Origin of the sequence: Chryseobacterium luquanense (assembly GCF_026460945.1) — a bacterium.
Classification (GTDB): Bacteria; Bacteroidota; Bacteroidia; order Flavobacteriales; family Weeksellaceae; genus Chryseobacterium; species Chryseobacterium luquanense.
The window spans coordinates 58,899-82,623 of the sequence record NZ_JAOVZV010000022.1 but is presented as its reverse complement, the minus strand read 5'-3'; the positions used below and the strand labels follow the sequence as shown (position 1 = coordinate 82,623).

At 30.8% G+C, this 23,725-nt stretch carries 19 protein-coding genes and 1 pseudogene; 17 read left to right on the top strand and 3 right to left on the bottom strand.

Going from position 1 to position 23,725, the window contains the following annotated elements; all coding sequences use genetic code 11:
* The first annotated feature begins 21 nt into the window (after positions 1–21).
* Together OEA66_RS18510 and OEA66_RS18505 are read left to right on the top strand one after the other, a co-directional pair.
* Entirely contained in the window at positions 22–6,282 is a 6,261-nt protein-coding gene (locus OEA66_RS18510) for a P-loop domain-containing protein (RefSeq protein ID WP_267282792.1), read from the top strand.
* Positions 6,239–6,946, top strand: a complete 708-nt coding sequence (locus OEA66_RS18505; protein ID WP_267282791.1) for a hypothetical protein — start codon at positions 6,239–6,241, stop codon at positions 6,944–6,946. The genes OEA66_RS18510 and OEA66_RS18505 overlap by 44 nt, the downstream gene beginning before the upstream one ends.
* A gap of 160 nt (positions 6,947–7,106) precedes the next feature.
* On the opposite strand, the gene OEA66_RS18500 is transcribed toward OEA66_RS18505, so the two are convergent.
* Entirely contained in the window at positions 7,107–8,351 is a 1,245-nt protein-coding gene (locus OEA66_RS18500) for an AbiH family protein (RefSeq protein WP_267282790.1), read from the bottom strand.
* Positions 8,352–8,709: 358 nt separating this feature from the next.
* Here OEA66_RS18500 and OEA66_RS18495 point away from each other — a divergent pair, with 358 nt between their 5' ends.
* The 15 genes and pseudogenes from OEA66_RS18495 to OEA66_RS18425 all read left to right on the top strand — a co-directional run bounded on the left by OEA66_RS18495 (position 8,710) and on the right by OEA66_RS18425 (position 21,996).
* On the top strand, positions 8,710–9,015 hold the full coding sequence (locus OEA66_RS18495) for a helix-turn-helix domain-containing protein (protein WP_267282789.1): 306 nt from the start codon (positions 8,710–8,712) through the stop codon (positions 9,013–9,015).
* The gene (locus tag OEA66_RS18490; protein ID WP_267282788.1) at positions 9,012–10,241 is read left to right on the top strand and encodes a type II toxin-antitoxin system HipA family toxin; all 1,230 of its coding nucleotides are present in this window, start codon (positions 9,012–9,014) and stop codon (positions 10,239–10,241) included. Before OEA66_RS18495 ends, OEA66_RS18490 begins: the two co-directional genes overlap by 4 nt.
* Positions 10,242–10,671: 430 nt before the next feature.
* Positions 10,672–11,514: a hypothetical protein gene (locus OEA66_RS18485; protein WP_267282787.1), complete on the top strand. Its 843-nt coding sequence runs from the start codon at positions 10,672–10,674 to the stop codon at positions 11,512–11,514.
* On the top strand, positions 11,507–11,662 hold the full coding sequence (locus tag OEA66_RS18480; protein WP_267282786.1) for a hypothetical protein: 156 nt from the start codon (positions 11,507–11,509) through the stop codon (positions 11,660–11,662). The genes OEA66_RS18485 and OEA66_RS18480 overlap by 8 nt, the downstream gene beginning before the upstream one ends.
* Complete coding sequence (locus OEA66_RS18475) at positions 11,659–12,621, top strand: ComEC/Rec2 family competence protein (protein WP_267282785.1); 963 nt, start codon at positions 11,659–11,661, stop codon at positions 12,619–12,621. Before OEA66_RS18480 ends, OEA66_RS18475 begins: the two co-directional genes overlap by 4 nt.
* Before the next feature lie 332 nt (positions 12,622–12,953).
* Positions 12,954–13,940: a hypothetical protein gene (locus OEA66_RS18470; protein ID WP_267282784.1), complete on the top strand. Its 987-nt coding sequence runs from the start codon at positions 12,954–12,956 to the stop codon at positions 13,938–13,940.
* Positions 13,941–14,700: 760 nt separating this feature from the next.
* Positions 14,701–15,180 (top strand): helix-turn-helix domain-containing protein, encoded by a 480-nt coding sequence (locus OEA66_RS18465; RefSeq protein WP_267282783.1) that lies wholly within the window; start codon positions 14,701–14,703, stop codon positions 15,178–15,180.
* Positions 15,181–15,278: 98 nt separating this feature from the next.
* The gene (locus tag OEA66_RS18460) at positions 15,279–15,479 is read left to right on the top strand and encodes a hypothetical protein (RefSeq protein ID WP_267282782.1); all 201 of its coding nucleotides are present in this window, start codon (positions 15,279–15,281) and stop codon (positions 15,477–15,479) included.
* Between the two features lie 138 nt (positions 15,480–15,617).
* Positions 15,618–15,848, top strand: a pseudogene (locus OEA66_RS18455) (phage integrase SAM-like domain-containing protein); the annotation flags it as partial.
* 12 nt (positions 15,849–15,860) lie between these two features.
* On the top strand, positions 15,861–16,433 hold the full coding sequence (locus tag OEA66_RS18450; protein ID WP_267282849.1) for a site-specific integrase: 573 nt from the start codon (positions 15,861–15,863) through the stop codon (positions 16,431–16,433).
* 277 nt (positions 16,434–16,710) lie between these two features.
* Positions 16,711–17,418, top strand: coding sequence for a hypothetical protein (locus OEA66_RS18445; protein ID WP_267282781.1), 708 nt, complete (start codon positions 16,711–16,713; stop codon positions 17,416–17,418).
* Between the two features lie 157 nt (positions 17,419–17,575).
* On the top strand, positions 17,576–17,938 hold the full coding sequence (locus OEA66_RS18440) for a helix-turn-helix domain-containing protein (RefSeq protein WP_267282780.1): 363 nt from the start codon (positions 17,576–17,578) through the stop codon (positions 17,936–17,938).
* A 3-nt stretch (positions 17,939–17,941) separates the two neighbouring features.
* Positions 17,942–19,417, top strand: coding sequence for a DNA primase family protein (locus OEA66_RS18435; RefSeq protein WP_267282779.1), 1,476 nt, complete (start codon positions 17,942–17,944; stop codon positions 19,415–19,417).
* An 81-nt stretch (positions 19,418–19,498) separates the two neighbouring features.
* Positions 19,499–20,509 (top strand): DUF6371 domain-containing protein, encoded by a 1,011-nt coding sequence (locus tag OEA66_RS18430; protein WP_267282778.1) that lies wholly within the window; start codon positions 19,499–19,501, stop codon positions 20,507–20,509.
* Between the two features lie 959 nt (positions 20,510–21,468).
* Positions 21,469–21,996, top strand: a complete 528-nt coding sequence (locus OEA66_RS18425) for a hypothetical protein (RefSeq protein WP_267282777.1) — start codon at positions 21,469–21,471, stop codon at positions 21,994–21,996.
* 633 nt (positions 21,997–22,629) lie between these two features.
* On the opposite strand, the gene OEA66_RS18420 is transcribed toward OEA66_RS18425, so the two are convergent.
* Both OEA66_RS18420 and OEA66_RS18415 read right to left on the bottom strand, forming a co-directional pair.
* Entirely contained in the window at positions 22,630–23,124 is a 495-nt protein-coding gene (locus tag OEA66_RS18420) for a hypothetical protein (protein ID WP_267282776.1), read from the bottom strand.
* A gap of 133 nt (positions 23,125–23,257) precedes the next feature.
* Positions 23,258–23,725, bottom strand: a complete 468-nt coding sequence (locus OEA66_RS18415; protein WP_267282775.1) for a DUF2947 family protein — start codon at positions 23,723–23,725, stop codon at positions 23,258–23,260.

The following is a 23,725-nucleotide window of genomic DNA, read 5'->3' as shown; positions in this document are numbered from 1 at the left end:
TTATACTATAGCATCATAGAAATGTCAAATGATTTAGTTGCTTATTCCAGAGCCGGAGACGTGTTTCATTACAGATGGGCGGCACGTCGTTGTTTGTCCTTAGTTCATCCAAATTCTACCTTACAATCTATTGTTATCGAAGGATCGGAAGAAATTGATAAAGATGGGGAGTATGGAATCGATGTATCTGAGTACTATACAATAGGCTATAGAAAAACTATAAAATATTATCAACTCAAACATACCACACAGCAGAAGGGTATTCCTTTTGTCATAAGTGATTTGAAGCAAACTGTTGAACATTTTGCAAAAAGATTTTTACAGCATGTAAAAGAGGCAGAAGAGCCGTTTTTCTCATTTCATATAGTTACTAATAGGCCAATCGATAACTCCTTTAAAAACAATATTATTTCTTTAGCTCAAGGAAAAAATGTCAACAAAAGATTTTTGACTACTATTAAAAAATATACGGATATGGATTCTGAAAAGCTAACTGAATTCTGTTCACGTATAGAGTTTCAGGATGGAGAGGGTGACTATAATGCACAGAGAGATGACCTACATTGGGAGATGACACAATTATTTGCTGGGGCCATAGATAGTGCTCAGGTCGAAAATATTGTTGCTCTCGTACAAGATCGAGTGGTTAATAAATCGCAACAAAGCATTTACCGTGAAGACATTTTGAAACGGTTTCACATTTTTTCTGAAAGAAAGCTTTTTCCAGCGCCAGCAATTTGGGAAAAATCCGAACAGATTATCGAAAGAAAACAACACAGTAAACTCATAGAAAATATAACTAAGTCTGTACATCCTGTAATTGTCCACGCTTCGGGCGGAGTAGGAAAATCTGTTTTCTGTAAAAATCTCATTGATACATTACCATCAGGTTCGTTGGCAATAGCGTACGACTGTTTCGGTGCTGGAAATTATCGAAATAGGAGTAGTCCGCGACACCGTCACCGTGAAGGGCTTGTTCAAATTATAAATGAATTGTCAGTTAAAGGATTGTGCGAACCGCTTTTAGTACAAGAAAATACTCTTGAAAGTAGTATTATGAGTGTCTTTTTGTCAAGAATTGAAGGGGCAGTTAAAGCGATAAAGCAAACCAATGAATCTGCCTTACTTTATATTTTAATTGATGCGGCAGATAATGCAGAAATGGCTGCTAAAGAAAATAGTGATGCCTGTTTTGCAAATGAGTTGCTTCGTGAAACGATGCCACAAGGATCAAAAATGGTTTTATTATGCCGCACGGAAAGAATTAATCTCTTAAAGCCATCATCTAAAGTAATTCAGTTAGAGCTCAAGGCATTTTCAAAAGCTGAAACTTTACTTAATCTCCAAAGGTTTTTTCCATCTGCCATTCAAAAAGATGGTGAGGAATTTCATCGCCTCACAAATGGTAATCCCCGAGTGCAGGCTAATGCCCTAAGCCAGAATGCATCTTGTGTTTTACATCTCTTAAACAGCTTAGGTCCCTCTGGTACAACGGTTGAAGATCAAATCGAATTACAACTGAATAACGCCGTATCAAAAATTAAAGATTTGTTATCTGAATCTTATCAAAAGCAAGTTCAGGCAATATGTATTGGACTGGCAAGCTTACCTCCGCATGTGCCGATAAAAATTTTAGCATTGGCGGCTAATGTGAGTTTTGATGAAATTAAAAGTTTTGTATCGGATATGGGACGTTCGCTTTGGTTGTATGATGAATCCGTACAGTTTAGAGATGAGCCAACGGAAACGTGGTTTAGAAAAACTTTTTCAGGTCGGAAAGAGAACTTGGAGTCTTATATTACTTTATTAGAACCTTTAGCCAATGACTTTTCCTATGTTGCTGCGGTTTTGCCACAGCTTTACTTACAATCAGGAAAGTATGAAAGATTAATCGAGCTTTCCCTTTCAGACGATCATTTACCACAAAACAGTCCAATCGATGCACGAAATGTAAGAATTTATAGATTGCAATTTGCTTTTCGCGCGGCACTTCGGTTAAATAACTATTACGACGCAGTAAAGATTGCTATTCGGGCAGGGGAGGAGATGGCTGGTAATGAAAGGCAGCTCAATCTATTTAAAGCAAATGTTGATCTACTTATAGTTCTTCAGGACAAGCAGAAAATTCAGGATATTGCATTTAAAAGATTGTTAAGAAGCGAGTGGACCGGTTCGGAAAACGTTTACACAGCTTCTTTACTCTCTGGTATTGATGAATATAAAGGGGAAGCAAGAAGTTATTTGCGAGCGGCAATAAATTGGCTGCAAATGTATTATAATGATATTAAAGAGGAGGACAACCAGGTCAGACAAAACAAAGTTTCGTTAAACGATATTTTGGAAATTGCATATTCAACTTTTAATATTTATGGAGAAGAAGAGTGCATTGTATTTCTCAAGCGTTTTCGGTCTAAAGAATATGCCTTTAGAATATTTGAGGATTTAATAAGCAGATTAATAGATCACGGAAATTTTGAAGCAATTAATAATTTTCTGAAAATTAGCAAAAAAGAACCTTATTACTTAGTTGCCATTGTTAGTGAGCTTTCAAAAGTAGGTAAATTTCCGGAAAGAGAATATTTAGAATCTGTTTTGATTCTACTATCTGATCTAGGAAAAAGAATTAAAAAACCGATCGAGTTTCAAAATAATTCTTCCTCAATATCATCGATTGTAACTTTTATCGAAGCATGTATTCACCATAAATTTGAGGTGCAGATTATCCAAAGAGTCTTAAAATATTTTATACCTGAAAGAGCCTCTACAATGGTTCATCGTGATTATCAATCTGCTGAACGAACAATCTTTCTTAAAGTTTTAGCAATAAGGCATTTTCTAGAAGATAGTACTATTCCAGAAATTGAGTCTATTATTCCGCAAAAACTTATCGATAAGAACTCTTCAAAACATGAACAAGAAACTGAATTAAGGGAATTTAGACAGGTAATCTACGGACTTCTTCCATGGTATATCTTACGAATAAAAACGATATGTTCAACTGAAATGGATTTTGTAGAAGAAGTCTCGAAAGCTGACAAAGAATCTTCAAATGTAAAGTCTGGGCGTTACAAATCACACGATACCTTAGAAAATGAAATTGCAGATATCCAATCAAAAATTTTATTAGTGGCCCATAATCTAAGCTGCACTGATTTACAAAGCTTTCACGAAAAATATATAAAAAACAATACAAGATTATGGGTTCCTGATGAGCTGACTCTTGTTAGAGCAGCCTTTAGAAATCCTCACTTATTTTTTTTAAAAGCAAATCTTGAGCATAATTATTATACTCGAATCAAAAGCATTAATGATGATAGCCCAGAACAAACAGCAGAAAGATTTATAGGTCTTGCCCGAGCCATATTCAATTACGAAATCGAAGATGCAGGCGTATACTTCGAAGAAGCTTTGAATATCATATCAAAGTTCGGTGATGAAGTAGCTTTAAGATGGGAAAGTATCAGATCACTTGCAAAACAAGCAAGTTTATCTGAAAAAGTTTCTGATGAGTTGGCCTATCGCTTCATACGGTGTGCAGAAGTTGTGGGAAATTACGGCGGGAATGAGCTAATAGATAGAGGTAAGGCCATTGCAATCTGTACAAGAATGTCACCTGCTATGGGAATAGCCGCAACAAGTAGATGGAGAGACAGAAATGTTGGATTTTTTGAAGAGCATCTTAAAGCACTTTTGCAAGAGATGCTTAAGTCGGATTTGATAACACCCTCTACTACTTGGGCAATGGCTCGTTTTTTTTCCAAACATAAATTTGAATCTCTTCATTCATTAATTTTTACAAAAGAAAAAGATATAGAGAAAAAGGAGACGATTTTTAGCGATGCTATACATTTACTTCAGATTGAGGGGACAGATTTTGAATATTATGAAACGATGAAAAAGATAGCAGTGACAAACAAGATTCACTGCCCAGCGTTAGATAAAATCTTAAGAGCGAATAAAAAAAATAAAATTGTTGATGAGTTAGTTAATGTTCCTACATCAGTCAGACTCGCAAATCATTTTGATAATGCATTCGATTGGGGTGATCTTTTTAAAGGTGTAGACTTGTTGATCGCTGAACAATTTGAAATATGTTTACAAAGATATAGGACTAAAAGAAAAGGAACCTTCATTCATACGGATGATTTTTGGAATCAAGCTTTTAAAACTTTAGATGGTAAAAATTACTTTCAGTTTATTGATCTATTGCTCATTTCAACCATAAATCGTTATGAAGTGAGTTCCTTTTTTAAACTATTGCCTGAAAATTGGAAAGCTAAAGTAAGCTTTAAAAAAAGATGGCCTTCAATCATTAGAAAAATCGGTGAAAAATATGCACAGGATTTAACAAATAAATACTCTTTTAATATTTTAATTGAAGAACTGGAATTAAATGACCATGATGTTGTTGAGCTCAAACAAGGCATGTTTGAAGGGCTATCGAGCGGACATGAGTTTTCAAATGCTGCAATGTTCTTTGGTTTTGTTAGTGTTGCAAGCTCCGTGATTGAACCCTCAAAAGCAAATGGTCTTGTTGATTACGCATTACAGCGCTGTGAACTTCATATCGAAAACGATTTTGGAGATGGAGAATGGACAGATGATTTAGCCACCTCAGATTCAATCAGCAATCAAATAGCTGGATTAGTATATTCTGCACTAGGTTCACCTCATTCGAAAGAGAGATGGAATGCTGTCCATGTAGTTAGAATGCTTGGGAAGTACAGTTCTGCAGATATTATTGATAGTTTAGTTAAATGGATGAAAATTGACAAGATTAGTTCCTTCGGTCATCATAAATTTCCATTTTATAAACTTCATGCACAAATGTATCTTTTAATAGCTTTCGGTAAAGTTTCTCAGGAAAGGCCTGATCTGCTTATTTCATTTTTTGATACTTTTGTTAGTACAGCTAAAGAAACTGAACACATACTTATTCAAAAATTTGCATCAGAAATAGTTTTTAATCTTTCTGATGTATATAAAGAATATCTGGATCCTAAAACGTCAATTCACTTAAAATCTATAGAGAAAAATCAATTTCCTATGATAGACCTTGAATATAGTGAGAAGGTTGAGAGTTACTGGCATTTAAACGGACTAATCGATACAAAACACGGGTTTCATTTTGGACTCGACATGGGTGACTATTGGTTTAAATTTCTTGGTGAAGCTTTTGGAATCTCAACAAAGCAAATTGAAGATATTGCTGCTGATGTTATAATTAATGAATGGAACCTAGGTCATATAAACGGATACAAAAATGATCCTCGCCACATACTTTGGGATAGATCTTATGGTGAAAGAGATACTTGGTACAGTAAAACAGATTATCCAAGAACAGATAATGCGACCTTTTACTTATCATATCACGCAATGATGGTTGTTGCATCTAAATTATTGAAAAAGATGCCTCTGGTGGCAGTAGGAGATTGGAATGATGGATTTGACTATTGGTTGGAAAAGCACCTTTTAACATGCGATAACGGTAAATGGCTATCAGATTTTCGTGATCCCATACCTCTCTTACGCCCTGAATGGTCGTCTGAGGACAATGATGAAAATTGGAGATTTAATATTCCAAAGGATTATTTTTACAATACCTTACTTTCGGAACCGGAAGATGAAGAGTATTGGATCAATATAGAAGGCGGATGGGAAAATAAAAAGAGTGATAAGACCGAAAATGTTCGAATAAGATCGGCATTGGTTTCAAAAAGTAGTTCTACAGCATTAATGAATGCTCTGCAAACTTGTATTGATCCGTACGATTACAAACTTCCTCACTACAAAGAATCAGATGCAGAAATTAATTTAAATCAATTTCAATTAGTGGGCTGGATTAAAGATGTTTATTCTTCTAAAAAATTTGATAAGTATGATCCCTATGCTGATAATATAGATTATCCACCCTATCTATTAGGTGATGAGATTATAGAAAAGTTGAATTTAACATCAAATGGATTATTTAAGGAGTGGTATTCAACAATTTCAGAAAAACCTTCGATGATTTGCAAAATTTGGAGTAGCCATCGATATAGAATAGATGAAAATCCAGATCAGGCCGGTAAAAATTTAAAGGCATCTTTAAGCTTTTTGAAATATATGTGTAAAACTCTTGATTGTAATTTTATTATTGAAGTCGAGATTAAGAGAGATAAATCTTACAAGTACCGTCATCACGACGACGAGTATGAATATTCAAAGCCAAAACATCAATTATTTATTTTATCATCAGATGGAAAACTTAGAACTACAGAAAAAGATTATAACTTTGGGTAAACTCTTTGTGAAAGAGTTAAAATTAGAAACTAGTGTTGATACTCTATCACGATGGATGGCTCACTATATCGCTGAAAAAATAACGATTGCTGAAGAATCTGTTGGCATGGAGAAATATAATGCAGAGAAAGAATGCTTTGAGGCTGTTCTAGAATTATGGAAGCATAGGAATTCGCTTCCACATGAACGAAGACCTTTTATACAATTTCAAAATATATTTGAAACGTTGGAAATGCTCAATCCAGACAAAGAAAACCCCCATTTTTTTAATGTAATGCAAAATAGTGACGCAGTTAAATTCACTAATGATAAGTTTGACCATAATTCAGTGGAGGAGTGCCTTAACATGGTTAAAGTAGTTGATAAAACAGCTAAAATATGGATTGAATATTTGTTACAAAACGCAGCAAAAAATGTTAAAGATGAAAAAGTTATTGAATGGATGGAAAATGCTGTTGAACTCCCTGATAATACTGATGCAGCTATAATCAATATCTTATTAGATAAAAATCCTAAATTTTATGAGGATGGTAATAATGAAGAATTTTTAAAAAGTTATGAAATTGAAAGACTGCGAAAAAGAATAGCAGAATTAAAAAAGTTTGAAGATTTAAATCGTTTTTTATCAACTCAATATGAAGATGATTTGCAGAAAATTTTGTGATTGATTTCTTTCTGACTTAATAAGATTTACAATATACTAGTCATATTGTTTCACACTTCTCTACTGTTATCCTTGCTGTAATTTCTATGTAATATTAGTTATTTGAATGCTATTGAAAGAATAAACTTTATTGTATTATCGAAGACTTTCTTTGCTAACTTTATTGCAAGTTAATAGGAATAAGTGCTTCGCTGTAACCTTTATTGACGACCCTGTCGCGTAGTTTTGTCTTATCGTTAAAATTTCTGGAGATGTTTTTATAAATGTCTAGATAGTTATCTTTAGTTTCATCTGTTTGGTGATAAAAGAATTTGATTGAAGCACAATTATCATTTTCAAAAATTGTATTTAGCAAAGTTCTATCAGAGTTTCCACAAGAGTGGCCTAGTATGATAACCTGAAAATATCCATCATTTATCAAATTAAGAATCTTTTTATAATTATCTGTTTTTGCATAATTGATAGATTTGACATTTTCCAAGTATCTATTGTCATTAAGCTTTTCAATGTCCTTATAATAATCGTCCAGTTCATCCCCATAACCGAAAATAATTGGATTTTCTTTATTATTTAACTCTCCGTGAATATGGCATATATGCGTTTCAGGATTGGCATATAAACTTTCCGTCGATGTATAGTTGAAGTTGAGAAATGTAATATGGTTTTTTTTAGAAAGAAAAAAGTTTTCGAAATTTTTGAGCATATATATGGTAAAGTGCTCTTTGGTACGTGAGTGCGTGTTATTCTGAACAAAATCCTTGACAATTTTTTGAGTAGTACTGCTTAAATTATAGCCTGTCTTAAAAAAACCATTGTATGTTTCAATATCAGATTGTAATAATTTCCAGTTTTCATCAATGATCTTTCGAATTACATGCTCTGAGAGATCTTGTAGTTTTACGGGATGGTTGATAATTCCAGTAATTCTATTCTTTACCAGATCATCAACTTTAAAATTTTCCTGAACTGAAGTAAGATATTTTTCGAGTAAATTTATAATTCCCGTAAAATCTTTGTTAAGATTATCAATATTATAATCTTCATCTAGGTTTTTTGATTTTGATAAGTTTTTTAAATGTGAATAGTACTCTGATTCAATGTCCACCCATCCCTGATAATTTAACCCTTGCGTTAATTTTAAAAAAAAACTGTTTTTGCTAGTGAATTTTCTATCATTTTCTTCTGCGAAATTATATAAGTCAGCAAATGAAGAAATGATTTCAAAATGATTCGTGTAATGCTTTGATCTTAATAAGAACTCGTCACACTCATAGATATATTCCGTATTTTTTTCAAACTCTTCACATCTATTTCTCCAATAATTATTAATGAAATCTTTATAATTTGTTTGCATTCCATGCGCCAAATCGAAGCCATTGCCAATAAGAACGATTCTATTTATCATTGATTGAGTATAATATTAGTTTATTTTGCTACAATATATAAATATTCTAATTCATTTGCTATAACTTGTTGAACGAAACATCCTGACTGGTTGTTTGTTTCAGGGACATTAGTAATAGACAAAAAACACAGTATATTAGTTTCTATATCTTTTCAAACATTCCATATTCATCTTATGCATAATTGGGTTGGATTCAACATAAACTATTATTAATTGTTGCTAGTCAAAATAAAACAGTAATTGGAATACCGAACAGTAAAAATAATTGAACAATACGTTATTTGGACTAACAAATTCAGTATATTTGTAATACAATAATATTATTTATTTTTAAATTATAGCATTAAATACTACTATTATGTTACTTATTTCTTTATCCAAGGTTCAAAAAAAACTAGTTGATAATATCCGTGAAAGACGATTGCAAATGAATCTAACACAGGAAGGATTGGCGGAAAGATCGGGTGTACCTTTACCAACTCTAAGGAAATTTGAGCAAAAAGGCTTGATTTCTTTAGATTCATTTTTAAAATTGCTTTCAGTTGTTGGTGGATTAGAAGAAATGGTTGATGTTTTAAAACCGAAGGAGCAGAATTTTAAATCTATTGATGATGTACTGAAATCAGAGGAAAAGCCCATTAAAAAACGAGGAAACAAAAAATGAAAATAGCAGTAAGAGAAATAAAAGTAGGATTAAATTTTGGTTTTGGAATTCAACCCGTTGGTCGTCTTGCAATTCGTGATGGTATCATCTATTTTCAATACGATGAAGAATTCCTGCAAAGCAATTTGGAGATTTCACCTATAAAACTTCCTTTGCAACGAGGCGTGATAGAGCTACCAAGAGATCCATTTGAAGGTTTGGCTGGTGTTTTCAATGATAACTTGCCAGATGGTTGGGGAAGATTGCTTTTTGATCGTATGCTTCGCTCGGAAGGAATTTCTCCATCGGATATTTCTCCACTTGACCGCTTAGCGCACGTTGGGTTGCACGGTATGGGTGCGTTGGTTTATGAGCCGGATGAGAGTCCAGATAGCAGTAATGAGATGATTGATTTGGACGTGTTGGCTACTCAAACAGAAGATGTTTTGCAAGGTGATTCGGAAGAAGTGATTGCAGAACTTTTAGCTTTGAACGGATCTTCTGCCGGAGCACGACCAAAAGCATTGATTGGAATTGATACAGAAAGAAAAAATATCTCCTACGGGGCGAATTTGTTAGGCGACGATTTTGAACCGTGGATGGTGAAATTTCCAAACTCATTAGATGGGAAAGATGCGGGCGCAATAGAATATGTTTACGCTTTAATGGCTTTAAATGCAGGAATTAATATGCCTGAAGTACATTTGTTTCCATCACAGAAAGGAAATGGCTATTTTGCCGTTAAACGCTTTGATAGAGATGGAAATAAGCGTTTCCATATGCATACTGTGAGCGGACTCGTTCACAGCAATTTTAGGTTTCCGTCTCTTGATTATGAAGATTTATTATCATTGACGGGGGTTTTAACCAAAGATATTCGAGAGGTAGAAAAAATGTTCCGGTTAGCAGTTTTCAATGTTATTGCGCATAATAGAGACGACCATGCTAAGAATTTTTCGTTTTTGATGAATGAATTTGGTGAATGGAAATTATCACCCGCTTACGACCTTACTTTCTCATCTGGACCAGGTGGAGAACAAAGCACTATGGTAATGGGAGAAGGACGAAATATCACTGTCAAACATCTAACAAAATTAGGAAGGGAAGCTAAACTATCAAAAGAATTCATAGAGAATGTTATTGATCAAACAAGTTACGCACTTAGTAAATGGTCAAGTCTATCAAAAGATTTTGGAGTGAGTAAATCCAACAGAGAATTAATAACGAAATTGATTAAAACATTTTAATCGAAAATTTGAGCTGTCCATTCTAGAATTCTTATTTTATTTTCGTCCTAAAAATAGATGAAATTGAGGTGTATAGGCGAAATGTATCAATTTACACTGTCGCATTCGGAATCTTGCAGATATCGTAAGTTTCTCTCTAATTATATTTGTGAAGAAGAGCTAGTGATATAATAGTATTTCTAAAAAACAAAGTGAAATTTTCCGTCAGTTTTACCGCATTTCTCCAATTGCGAATATACTGTAATCGTAATTAAGGTGGGAGCCAACAACGAAATTCTTACGACTTAAAAAATCTGGACAAATACAAATCAAATTTAGTTTATACAAATAATTTGTTTATTAAAGAAAGATATTATTACTTTACATATTAATTTATGTTTTTAATTAATTTTAAAGTCTTAACTATTTAGTTAAATCCAATATAGACTTAATGAGAAATCAAGTAAAAGACCAAATAAAAAGGGAAGATTTAAAGGAAAATATAATGAAAAGAATTATATTTTCTGTCAACTATCAGGGAGTGGTGGCACCAAATATAATTAGTTCTTTATTTGCTACTAAATTTGAAAAATATTTTGGTGTTATGGAAACCACGTATGCGGATCAATTAGATCATGATATTTACAATTTTAATGAAATAAGTGATACACTCTCAATACCAAAAAGAGAAATTGAAAATCAGGAAGTTTACAGATTTTCGGAAAACAAGTTTGGAAAAGACTATGTCATTTTAGATATTAGTAAATATTTTTCTACAATGCTAATTGAATGTGTTCAATATGAAGGGATAGATTTATATTTAGATTTCTTTTCAGAATACATTAATTTTTTAGATGAAGAAATATCATTTTTTAAAGCAAAAGCATTGAGATTACGAAAATTGGGAGGCTCCATATTTTTTGAAACTGGCGAAATCTTTAATAATTTTGAAAAGGAATATTTTAATTTTGATTTTGAAGAGTCAATATATCGAAGTAAAAGAAGTATATATAAAGATATGTTGGAATGTGCAGATCAAAATGGCCCAATCATAAATTACGTTAGATCATTTGATACTGGAGATTATTATGACAGCAAGCGTGATGAGATCATAAGGGCTTTCCAAGTGCTTTTAGATATTGATTCATCTTATAGTGAAGAAGCTCTTGATGCGCTAATAAAAAACGGTGGAAATATAAAGGCAATATTAGAAAATACTAATAATGTGCACTTATTTGAAATTTTTAAAATGAGTGTGACAGAACAATTTTTAAAATCAAATTCACATGGCTAGAATAGTTATTGATAAAAACTTTCATCCTGGTGGCATTGCTAAAAAAGCAGGAAATACATTCACTCCTGATGTTAGGAGGACTGCTCGTCCTGCTTCAACAGATTCAAACATTCGTTCCGCACCACCTATTAGAAAAAAAGGAAATTGAAAGAAATTGTTGAGGATATCGATGAGTTAACATTAGAAGTTTTTACGGTTGGCTATTCTGAAAAAGGAGAAAGTCAAATTATAATTCTACTGGATAAAAAAAACGATAATGTTCGATTAACATTTGTCATTGACTGTTACTCAACACAGACTTTACATAAAACTAAAGACATATTAGATGTTTATCAAATAAAACATATTGATCATTTTATATGGACGCATACAGATGAAGATCATTCTGTAGGAATTGAAATTTTGATAGACCACTATTGTGATAAAAAAACAAATTTCTATTTTCCTGAGGCCATTAATGGAAATGTAGAAGATCTTGTAAAATACAATGCGGAAGTTAGCGTTTGTTTTGATAAGATCAATGCCTTTAACACAGGACAAAATTACAATGTACATACAATTACACTCGTTGCAGGACAGCATAATACAATTTTCAAAAAGCAATATATTGATGAAAAAACTTCGAAGAATTTTTCTTTCGAAGTTTTAGCTATTGCTCCAATGTCTGCAATAATTAGAAGAAGAATAGATACTGGGAAAATTGTAAAAAAAAACGATTTCTCAATTGCCTCCTTATTTAAAGTTGGTGAATTAAATTTACTTTTTGGTGGAGATATTGAAAACCCAACAATAAGTTTAATGCCTGAATATTTATTTGAAAATCTAACATATATTAAAACTCCACATCACACTTCTAATACATCTACAAAACTATTACATAAAATTGAGTCGGTTTATAATGGACATAAAATTCCTACCGCTGTTTCAACAACTTACAGGGCAAATAGTCTTCCTGATAAAAATTTAGTTAGAGATTATAAGAAATATGTAAACTCCTTTATTTCAACTGGAGATGGAACCGCAGGTTATGGTTATGTGAAAACAGTCTATGATATTACAAAAAGGGAATATTCAGAGGAACTATTTGGTGATGCAACTAAAATATAGTAAATAATTTAGAAAAATTATCATCTTATTCTGTACATTTCTCTTAGAAAACTATATTAGCGAGTTGTGTAAGCTCCCTACACATTACGATTTATATGTTTAGAAAATTAGTGACTTAAAATTGTAAAAAAACAAATTCAATCTGGAACATAAATACTAAAGTAATTATGATAAAAACTATATTACTCTTTTTCCAGATCAATTACTTGCGTCGATTTAAGATGATTTAAATGAATTATTAAATAATTTTAATTATGATTTCTTAGTACCTGAAATTTTGGCACAAAACACAATCCCAAAATATAGTGAAAAATGACGATAAATAACAATTTATGGATATTAAACCACTCCAGAAACAAGCAGAAAATCATATCTCTTCTGAGCTTTTAAAGTATGAATTTAAAGTTACAGAACCTTTCTTCGATGAAGAAGGAACTGACTTAATCATTGTTCAAAACATCAACTTAAAAAAAACCAGATTTCTTAAAGTACAATGTAAAGGTAGAAATATAAAAAATGGAACTTCTTCAGTAGTAATCCCTATATCCTACATTGAGGAAAATTTTGTAGTTTTTCTTTATGTTATTGATAAAGATAAAAATGATTTTCTTTATTTATTTCTGCCAGAACAAGTTAAAGAATGGAAGATTAATAAAAAAAATGAATATTTTTTATCTATAAATGATAATAAAATTACATTGGATTACTTCAAAAGTAAACTTTTCAATAAAGATTTGTCTGAGATATTAAGCCAAAGACTAAACAAAGCTGAACCTAAAAATTATACTTCAGTACTAATTGATGGCATTTTTTTAGAAAAAGCTATGGATAAAACCATAGAAATTTATTCCGAAATATGGCCAGAAAAAATATTTGTTAAACCTGATTTAATAACTGTTTTAAAAAATATTTTAGATAGCTATGACAAGCATAAATCTGAAAAAAAGATTGTTTGTTGTTATGTATTCTTAAGTGAATCATTTTATCTTGAAGAAAGAATTGATTGTAGTTTAGTAAATTCAAATTTCATAACTAATAATGGAAACGAAGCTAAAGTTTTTATAAGTAAAACTAATGAAGTTATTGGCTGTGAAATATTACAACAGTTGGACAGATTAATAAATAATGATAATATTGTTCTTGTTGCAAATGATATAATATATGAAATAGAATTAGAAGAACTGGCCGAAAAAAAAGTTGAGATAATTGTTGTTAAATTTAATCAACATAATGATGAGGATATGATTTCTAAGTTTAAATGGGGTGATATAACATATCCGCTAGGACTTTCAATTGGATTACTACGAGATGAAATTTAAGTAGTTGCCCTCGAACTCTTTATTGAGTCTTCGAAGAACATGATATTTTCTGATTAAATACTTACAAAGTGTTATTTTTAGTTGTTCAATATAGTTCAATCGTACCATAGTCTCCTAAAGTAAATAATATGGAAAACAAAGTTTCAAAAAACGATAACTTTGAGGAAAAGTGCACAGAACTCATAAGACTTATTATGAACTTTGAACTACTAAGGCTCGAATCACAAATTTATATCTATTCGAAAAATAGATAAAATTGAGGTGTACAGGCGAAATATATCAATTATCACTGGCGCATTCGGGAAATGTTAATTGTCTAATTTACAGTTATTTATAAGTTTAGAGGTGTACAAAAGTAGTACAAATGTACTTTTAAATTTATCGTAAAATATTGTAAAGTAATGGTTTACAAGTACTTAATGTGACGAGATTCGTGCGGAAAAGTAGAAAAAAAAGATGTTGCAGCATCTTAATCCTGTACCACTTTTGTACACCTCGATCTGCGTAAACTACCATTAATACAGACTTCTTTAGATACTGTATCGGAAAGTAATCATTACAAAACAACAACAAACAAAATTATACAAAATCAAACACAACCCTTTTAAATAGGAGTTTTGTTTGATTTTATTTTTGTTTTTAATTTGCTTTGTTATTCGTTTTTTGAATTTGATAAATGAGAGAAATATAATCTGAAAAGGTTTTTATTTTTGCACCTAATTGCACTTAATTACATAAAAATTCACTTATTAATATTAAAATGAGCAGTAAAATTGAAATTAAAAAAAGTTGTGAATACTGCGGAAATGATTTTATTGCAAGAACTACTGTAACCAGATATTGCGGAGAGGTTTGTTCAAAAAGAACTTATAAGTCGAGAAAAAGAGCAGAAAAGATAAACGCAGTAATAAATCAAGTAAGTAATCCAAAATCAGAGAAGACTTTTGATGAAAGGAACAAAGATTTTTTAACCGTCAAAGAAACAGCAAAACTTCTTAGCTGCTCTATTAGAACAGTTTACTACTACATTGAACATGGAAGTATTCCAGCAAGAAATTTAGGCAGCAGACTAACAAGAATTAAAAGATCAAGTATTGATAAATTATTTGACACTTGTTTAAATAAAGAAATAATAGAAAAAAAAGAATTAATAATCTTCGATATTTCAAAAATGTTATACAATTTCAGAGGTACAAAAAAAAAATTAATATTTCACAGACGGCATTGCAAAATATTATAAAAAGAGAAAATATTCGCAAGCAGCAAAAAGGCAAGTTTGTGTATGTGTCGAAAGATATCATTAATGAAATTTTCAACAATATAAAATAAGACTAATTGATGATAAAAGTTACATTAAGAGAAAAACCAATCTCTAAAGGAAGAAAAAGTCTGTATTTAGACTTTTATCCAGCAATAAAAAATCCTGAAACAGGAGCTTCAACACGTCGAGAATTTTTAGGGATGTATATTTTAGAAAAACCTAAAACTGCAGCAGAAAAAAAACACAATATCGAAACCTTAGATAGCAAAAAGTATTAGCTACAAAAGAGAAAACTTTCTAAACAAACCGGAAATATATAGTGAGTTTGAAAAACAACAGTTACTTATTAAAAAAATAGGTCAAAAGGACTTTGTCGATTATGCTCGTACAATTGCTAATAAAAAAAATCATCAAATTATGACAATTGGATTTCTGCTCTTTATTATTTAGAAAATTTTACGAGTGGTACTTTAAAATTTGCAGATTTGAATGAAAATCTCTTAGAACAATTCAAGGAGTATCTTTTAACCACTAAAAGTCGCAAAAGTGATAAGGTTCGTTTATCTCAAAATTCTGCTGTTTCCTATTTTAATAAAATTAAAGGTGTTCTGAAACAAGCATTTAAAGATGGTTATTTACAAATTGATTTAAATGCGAAAGTGGAATCCATAAAAACTGAAGAAACTAGAAGAGAGTTTGTTACAATTGAGGAATTAAATGCTTTGGCGAAGACACCTTTCAAAAATGAAGTAATGAAAAGAGCAGCGTTATTTTCTGCACTCACAGGTTTAGCTTTTAAAGAAATTCAAAATCTAACTTGGGGGGACATTTCTTTTACAAAAGATAGCGGATATAATATTATAAGTAAGCGGCAAAAAACTCACAGAGATAATTATTTGCCAATTTCCTCACAGGCATACTCTTTTACAAATGGTAAGACCGATCCAAATGATATGGATAAAATAGAAAAAGTATTTCAGGGTTTAAAATACTCCGCCTATGTTAATAAGGAGTTGCAAAGATGGGTTAAAGATGCAGGAATTGATAAGGATATAACATTTCACTGTTTCCGGCATACATTTGCAACTTTACAACTCTTTAACGGAACTGATATATATACAGTTTCAAAAATGCTTGGTCATAAAAATTTATCAACGACACAAATTTATGCAAAGGTGGTCGATCAGAGTAAAAGAATTGCTGCTGATAAAATAAAATTAGAACTAGATTAAATGATAACCTTACAAAAAGAATGGGAAATAGAAGAAGACGTTTTCGACTTTGCCCCCTCAGTCAGTGCCGCCTTTTTTTTCCTACGAGCTAAAATCTTCGAATCTTTAAACAAAGATCAAGATGATCTCCACTCAGGAAAACTATTCGATTATTATATTAACATTGATGAAATTATACCCTCAACGAAGTCGCTTACTGTAAGACAAATATTTGCAGTACATCTAAGTAGCCCTTCTACAATCGAAATTACATCGATGGGAAATTGCTATTATTCTCTTGAAAAAATATAATGAATATGTTTTGAGATTTATATCAGATAATTGCCTGCAGGAAAATCTTCCTATTTTCTACTCAGTAGAAAAATATGCCAATAATTATAAAATCAGGCTTAAGGAATATTTATCCCAATCACCTGAAAGTGAAGAAATTGACTTTTTAGAGAAAGAAATCAAATCATCTGAATCCGTTTTAGCCGAACTATCAAAGCCATTATATTCCTACCCTTTCGAAAATATGGTAGGCTATGAAAATTTTTCAATCTTGTTAAATAACCGATTGAATAAGAGACTTCTCCTACTTGAAAAACGTAAAAAAGAAATTTCTCTCAAGTTCTCACTATCGACTCCAACTTTAGTAGATTATTGTAACGAAAGTGATCAAAATCCAACAAAAATATTAATTCAGGAACAATTTGAAAATATTTCACATAAAGGTTGGGAATACGCATTCTATACCATAGATGACTATAAATATTTTGTGGATACTCTATCTGCATTCTTTCAATTTCAAGATTATGAGATTTCAAAAAAAATCGAATTAAGACGAATGACGAAAACTAAGGTTGCAAAAATTTTGAATGAAATTTATAGAGAATTAGGGAATATGCAATTATCTCAGGATAAAAATTTTTTTTGTGTAGTCCGCACGTTAAATCACTTTTCTAATCTTTCTGATACTGAACTGTATAAAACTTTATTAAGATAAGTAGCATACAAACAATAAAAGATTCCGGTGTTAATAGCATCGGTTTTTTTGTTTTACACCAAACCATAACAAATTGATAATCAATCAACCATAAATCCCACCTTTTTAACCATAAATCCTTGCCGTAACATTGCATAACAAAACAAATAAAAGAGTTATGAGCAAAGCGATAACATTTGAGCAATTACCTGCGGCTGTTTTAGATTTGAAAAATCAGATTTCTGAACTTAAAGAACTTATTATATCACAATCTGAAGATAAATCAAACAACAAAGATGATGATGATGTTCTTTTGAATGTAGAGCAGGCAGCTAAATTACTTCATCTAGCAGTACCCACAATTTATTCTAAAGTTTCAAGAGGAGAATTACCATATATGAAAAATGGTAAAATGATCTACTTTTTCAAAACCGAACTTCTTGAGAATCTTAGACAGAATAAAGTCAGATCATCTTTAGAAATTGCTAATGCTGCAGATGCATATTTTATTAACAAAACAAGAACAAGAACAAAAAAATAAAAAATGGAAAAACAAAACATTCCTGTACAACACACAGAAATCCTAGGACAGTTATTAGAAATGTATAAGCCTATGGATTATGAAGAGCTTATCTTAAAAGATTTAAAAGCAATTGAACCAAAAACAAATCCCACAAATTCTACTGATACTTCAGATTCTGACATTCAGGAAAATGATAAAGAAATCAATCAAAAGATTAAAAACAATCATTATCTTGTAATAATAGTAGATCACATTTTAGAAGAAGCGCAAAAGAAATGGGGTCTCTGCAAAAAAAATAATTTAATTTATTTATATAATGGTTGCTTCTGGGAAGAAGTCCCTAAAGAAGAATTTGAACATTTTCTTGGTTCCGCAGCGGAAAGACTTGGAGTTCCTGTTTTTACAGCTAAATTTTATCAATTCCGGGAACAACTGTATAAGCAGTTTATGTCTAGAGCATATCTTCCAAATCCTAAAGAAGATAATAATAAGGTAATGGTGAATCTCTTGAATGAAACATTAGAATTTACACAGGAAGGGATTAAAACAAGAAATTTTAATAGTTCAGATTTTCTACTTTACCAGCTACCTTACAGGTATGATCCTGAAGCAAAATGTCCACTATTCAAAAACTATTTAAACCAAGTTTTACCAGATGAGCAAAGCCAAAAAGTTCTACTTGAATACATAGCCTTTTTATTCTTTAAACATGGAAGTAAAGTAATGAAAGAAGAAAAAGCACTGATCTTGTACGGCACTGGAGCTAATGGTAAAAGTGTCTTTTTTGAAATTGTTAATGCGCTTTTAGGAGAAAAAAACATTAGCAACTTTTCTTTACAAAGCTTAACAAATGAAAATGGTTACTATCGAGCAAAGTTATCTGATAAACTTGTTAACTACGCTAGTGAAATTAACGGAAAACTTGAGGCGTCTATCTTTAAACAGTTAGTTTCCGGCGAACCTGTAGAAGCAAGGTTACCTTACGGACAGCCTTTTATCCTAAAAAAATATGCTAAACTTATTTTTAATTGTAATGAACTTCCAAAAGATGTTGAACAGACGAACGGATACTTTAGACGGTTTTTAATAATACCTTTTAACATTACAATTCCTGCAGAACAACAGGATAAAGATCTTCATACAAAAATTATTTCTGCTGAGATGCCTGGGGTTCTAAATCTAGTGATTCAAGCTCTTCATCGCCTTATAAGCCAAAAGAAGTTTTCAGAATGCGATGCAGCTCGTTTAGCAGTTGAGCAATATAGAACTCAGAGTGACAGCGTTAAAATGTTTCTTACTGACAATGAAATCTCAACTTCAGTTACAAACGAAATTGCTCTTAAAGAACTGTTTTATGATTATCGCTGCTATTGTGATGAGAGCGGTTTAAAGCAATGCTCTTTAAAAACTTTTACGGAAAGACTTAGAAACATGGGCTTTGAAACAAGTCGAAAAAGCTTTGGAACAGTAGTTAATGCCTTAAAAAAAGTTTTGTAATAATCAGCATTTGAAGCATTTCCTGCACTGTACAAAGTTATGTAGCAAATGTAGCAAATGCTTCGTTTTAAAAACTTATTTATGAAACAAAATTTTAAGTTCCAACTTGATAAAAGTAGCAAAAAGTTTTACTGTCCCAAATGTGAAGAGAAAACTTTTGCCAGATATAGAGACATTATAACCATGGAATACCTTCCCGAAAAGTACGGCAGATGTGACCGCAGTAATAATTGTCAGCATCATAAAAATCCTTATCTTGATAGATATATATCAAATCACGTTATAGCTGATTCGAAATTTGTTAAAAAAAACAGAGATTTACCACTGGTCTTTTTTGACAAGCAAACTTTTGAAAAAATTGTAAATGAAAACAGATATAGTAAGAATGCTTTTCTTAATAACTTACTAGTGAATGTCCGCCATCCTTTTTGTAAAAAAGATATTGATGAAGTTGCAAAACTTTATAAATTGGGAACAATTGTTAAAGGTAGCAAACAAGGGGCGGTTGCATTTCCTTTTATAGATATCAACAGTAATATTAGAGCTGTACATGTAAAACAATTTGATGTTAATAACAATACTAAAGGGAAACCTGATTTTTTTCATAGCATGCTAGTGCGATATTTAAAGGGTAACCTTTTGCCGATTCCGCCTTGGTTAAGTTCTTATTTTAAGAGTGAGAAAAAGGTTTCCTGCCTGTTTGGAGAGCATCTTCTCAAACAATTTCCAGACAATCCTGTAGTATTGGTTGAGGCTCCTAAAACTGTAATATATGGAACATTGTATTATGGATTTCCTCGAGAACAGAATGATAAGATCTGGTTAGCTGTTGGTAGCAAAGATACATTTACTCTTGACAGATTAAAGATTCTTAAAAACAGAAAAGTTACACTATATCCGGATTTATCAAAAGATGGTTCTACTTTTAAACAGTGGGAGAATAAAGCAAACTATTTTAAGGATAAAATTCCCGGCGTACAGTTCATAGTTTCGGACTTTCTTGAAAGAAAAGCTACATATCAGGAAAAGATAGATGGATTAGATATTGCTGATTTCCTAATAAAAGAAGATTGGAGAAAGTATAGATGTTGATATTCCTTAATAATATAAACTACTCAATTACCCTATATCTATATAATAATATATGTATAGGGTTCTTCATTTATTATAGTTTCAACATTCCGAAAATACTTTTCTGATAGCAGCAGGCAAACGTTTTCGTATCAATTATTCTACAACTATAAATATAGTTATATTTTTTATGAATAATATTCCAGTCATTAAACATACTGTAATCAACTGTGAAATTAAAAATATTTTATCACCCTCTTTCGAAGCTCAGAAAAAAAATTAATACTGATTGAGCAACTGTTTTGTTTCGTTTCCTAACAGAAAACGAAACCACTAAAACAACACAGAAGCAGACAGGATCACGCCCGATAAAATCGACTTTCATTTTAGAAAACGAAACGCACGAAACCAAAGGGGGACGGGTTTTAGCTTTTTCAAAATATTTCAAATTTTATTGCCCCGCCGGTATATATACAAAGACTAACAGTAAATCACTAACCAACTATTTTTGGTATGAATTTGAAAAAGAGGAAAAGACAATCTCTTCAATGAAAATTTGATGATATCTCTTAAAGTAATTTTCTATCTTTGCTATTCAAATTTTATCGAAAAAAATAAAGCGTTAGCTTTTATTCTGTTAAAGGAAATCTGACAATTTCAAATACAGTACAGAATAGACAGTTGATGCCCTCGCCTATGGCGTGGGCTATTCTTGTTTGTACTGTAAGGTTTTGTCAGAACCTCCTTTAGCAAATTAAGTTTAGTTCCACGCTTTTTGCATTTTAAAAAAGGTATTCGGAACTGTACCACTAATCAAATTTGTTATGAACTTTAAAGATCTACCTGAAGCTCCACCCTAATCCAAAATTGTTAGAAGATTTGTAGATATTTTTTTATTTGCAAACAGAAAAACTCCAGGAGATAAACTTTATCTTACACATGATTTAGCCCTTTATCTTGAGGAAAACCCATTAGATCCTATGAAGAAAGATCAAAATCAGGATCAATTGATGCTTCATTTTGAAAAAAGTATCACTCTTTTTTTAGAGGTTTCTACATTTAAGGAAAGACAAGAACTTATGGAATGGTACAAATTCCATCCTTGTAAAGTGATAATAAATCAGCTTGTAAACATCCAAAGAAAAAACTACTCTTTTCAATACCGTTACTTCCCACTGGATTTAAAAGATGAAATTCTAGAACATAGTCTTGTGAAAATGAAAATTATGCCTATTCAAATTTTAACTATGCTCGCAAACCAACTTGCAAGAATCTCATGGTATATTAGACCAATCGAAGGATATTTAACAGAAAAATCATATGAAAGTGTATTTACATGGCTATTGTATTATTATAAGCCATCGGAGGGGTTGATGTATTTCACAGATAATTTGCTTTCTTATATTCCTGGCAAGACAAGAGATCTTGACCAAATCGATGAAAATGAACTTGAAGCGTATAACTATAGAATTACGGATATCATATATAAAGATTTTTATAATGAATAACTTATATAAATTAAAAATGAAAAAATAATTATTTTAAGCCTTGTTATGGTTTTAATTTTACAATCATCATGTAGCATTCATCAGGCGAAATTGAAGCTCAAAATTTATCCTAAAATGCATTTATAGGAGACTGGAAATTTCAAAATAAATTTTCGTAAATAATTCCAATGGTCAAGAAATAAGAAATGTAAATCCTTCTTGCTCCGATAAAAATTTGTGTCAACTAAAGGAAAACAATTTTTTAAACATTTCAGTGTATAAAAATGTTTATGCAGACTATAAAGTAAAGTCAGCGAAATTTTCACAACTACAAATTGAAAGTTTTGAAGAAGGTTATGTAGAGTATTATTATAAGGATTTTAATGGTGTTTGCAGATAAAATTATAACAATACTTATTAAACAATAAAATATTGATTATAAGACCATAAGTAAAAATATAAAATTTCAACTTTTTATTAAATCCTGATTGCTCTATTTTTTTATTACCATCACTCTGTACGAATTTACGTAAAGAGTGATAGTGAATAATTTACATTTTCAAAACCTTCTAAAGGGAGCCGGGAGTTAATCTTCATACTGCCCAAGCTGACGGAAAGCTACAAATTGTTTCTCTCCTTTTAGATTTTTTAATTTTATTTTTCTGAAATTATTTCATTTATTATTAATTTTTCATCATTATACTCTAATTTCAAATTATCCAAATCTAATTTATGATATAGGCTATTTAAAAATATTTTCCATGAATTTATATATTCTTTTTTTGAGAAGTGAAATTGATTTGGTAATGAAGAAATATCTTTATCTTTAAAAATTCTCCACTTAATTTTAATTTCTAGATAATCATTATCCCAACTTAAATTCCAATCTGCATCAAATAAATCATTTTGAGAGAAACCATAATAACCGTCTCCATTTTCATTATCAATAACATCTGTTAATATATTTAAAAAATCTTCAAATAAATCAGAAAACTGGTAAACTAAGCACATTTCAATTTCAATAGAATCTAATATAATTATTACTTTATCGATATTATGTTCAAATGATTTATTGATAGCATCAGATACATCTACTGCTTCATTTATTTTTTTAAAATCACTATTTTGTTTTAAGAAAATATTCCACATTATAATTCAAATTTTATTACCCTGCTTGTATATATACAAAGACTAACAGTAGATCACTAATCAACTATTACTGACTTAATTTTGGTATGAATTTGAAAAGTATTACATAAATAAGCTAAAATATTAAAGATTTTTATTGTAAATAATATATAGTAAAACAATCTTCAACATATGTAATTAGTATTTTTTTTTCTTCACAAATGATAAGATTATTATCGTCACTTGGATAACAAAAATCATCCCAATATTTAATAAATAAATACCAACTAATTTCAAATGACGTTTGTCCACCCCAAAAGAAAATTATTCTATCATCAAATTCTAAATTGCATTCTTTAGAAATTATATTTAATTCTTCTTTGTTTTCGCTTCCCCAATCTACATTAATTTGATTAACCTTATTTAAGCTTCTCCAAAAATCATTATTTAATTTAAATAAATGAAATTCTTGAGAGTGAGTAAACTCAGTCCATTTTAATTTAGAATATTCAGGATCATTTATTTTAATGTCTTTTAAATCTTCTTCATCTATTTTATTAGATTTCTGATCAGTAAATCTCCAACCTACAGTAGTTAATTTTAATTCATTTAATGTAGTCAT

Coding starts and splice junctions, on each gene's coding strand:
- OEA66_RS18440 (WP_267282780.1), top strand. CDS start 17,576: ATGAGCAAAGCGATAACATTTGAGCAATTACCTGCGGCTGTTTTAGAT.
- OEA66_RS18435 (WP_267282779.1), top strand. CDS start 17,942: ATGGAAAAACAAAACATTCCTGTACAACACACAGAAATCCTAGGACAG.
- OEA66_RS18500 (WP_267282790.1), bottom strand. CDS start 8,351: ATGATAAATAGAATCGTTCTTATTGGCAATGGCTTCGATTTGGCGCAT.
- OEA66_RS18415 (WP_267282775.1), bottom strand. CDS start 23,725: ATGACTACATTAAATGAATTAAAATTAACTACTGTAGGTTGGAGATTT.
- OEA66_RS18430 (WP_267282778.1), top strand. CDS start 19,499: ATGAAACAAAATTTTAAGTTCCAACTTGATAAAAGTAGCAAAAAGTTT.
- OEA66_RS18495 (WP_267282789.1), top strand. CDS start 8,710: ATGTTACTTATTTCTTTATCCAAGGTTCAAAAAAAACTAGTTGATAAT.
- OEA66_RS18505 (WP_267282791.1), top strand. CDS start 6,239: ATGGAAAACTTAGAACTACAGAAAAAGATTATAACTTTGGGTAAACTC.
- OEA66_RS18510 (WP_267282792.1), top strand. CDS start 22: ATGTCAAATGATTTAGTTGCTTATTCCAGAGCCGGAGACGTGTTTCAT.
- OEA66_RS18490 (WP_267282788.1), top strand. CDS start 9,012: ATGAAAATAGCAGTAAGAGAAATAAAAGTAGGATTAAATTTTGGTTTT.
- OEA66_RS18470 (WP_267282784.1), top strand. CDS start 12,954: ATGGATATTAAACCACTCCAGAAACAAGCAGAAAATCATATCTCTTCT.
- OEA66_RS18460 (WP_267282782.1), top strand. CDS start 15,279: ATGATAAAAGTTACATTAAGAGAAAAACCAATCTCTAAAGGAAGAAAA.
- OEA66_RS18425 (WP_267282777.1), top strand. CDS start 21,469: ATGAAGAAAGATCAAAATCAGGATCAATTGATGCTTCATTTTGAAAAA.
- OEA66_RS18480 (WP_267282786.1), top strand. CDS start 11,507: ATGGCTAGAATAGTTATTGATAAAAACTTTCATCCTGGTGGCATTGCT.
- OEA66_RS18465 (WP_267282783.1), top strand. CDS start 14,701: ATGAGCAGTAAAATTGAAATTAAAAAAAGTTGTGAATACTGCGGAAAT.
- OEA66_RS18420 (WP_267282776.1), bottom strand. CDS start 23,124: ATGTGGAATATTTTCTTAAAACAAAATAGTGATTTTAAAAAAATAAAT.
- OEA66_RS18485 (WP_267282787.1), top strand. CDS start 10,672: ATGAGAAATCAAGTAAAAGACCAAATAAAAAGGGAAGATTTAAAGGAA.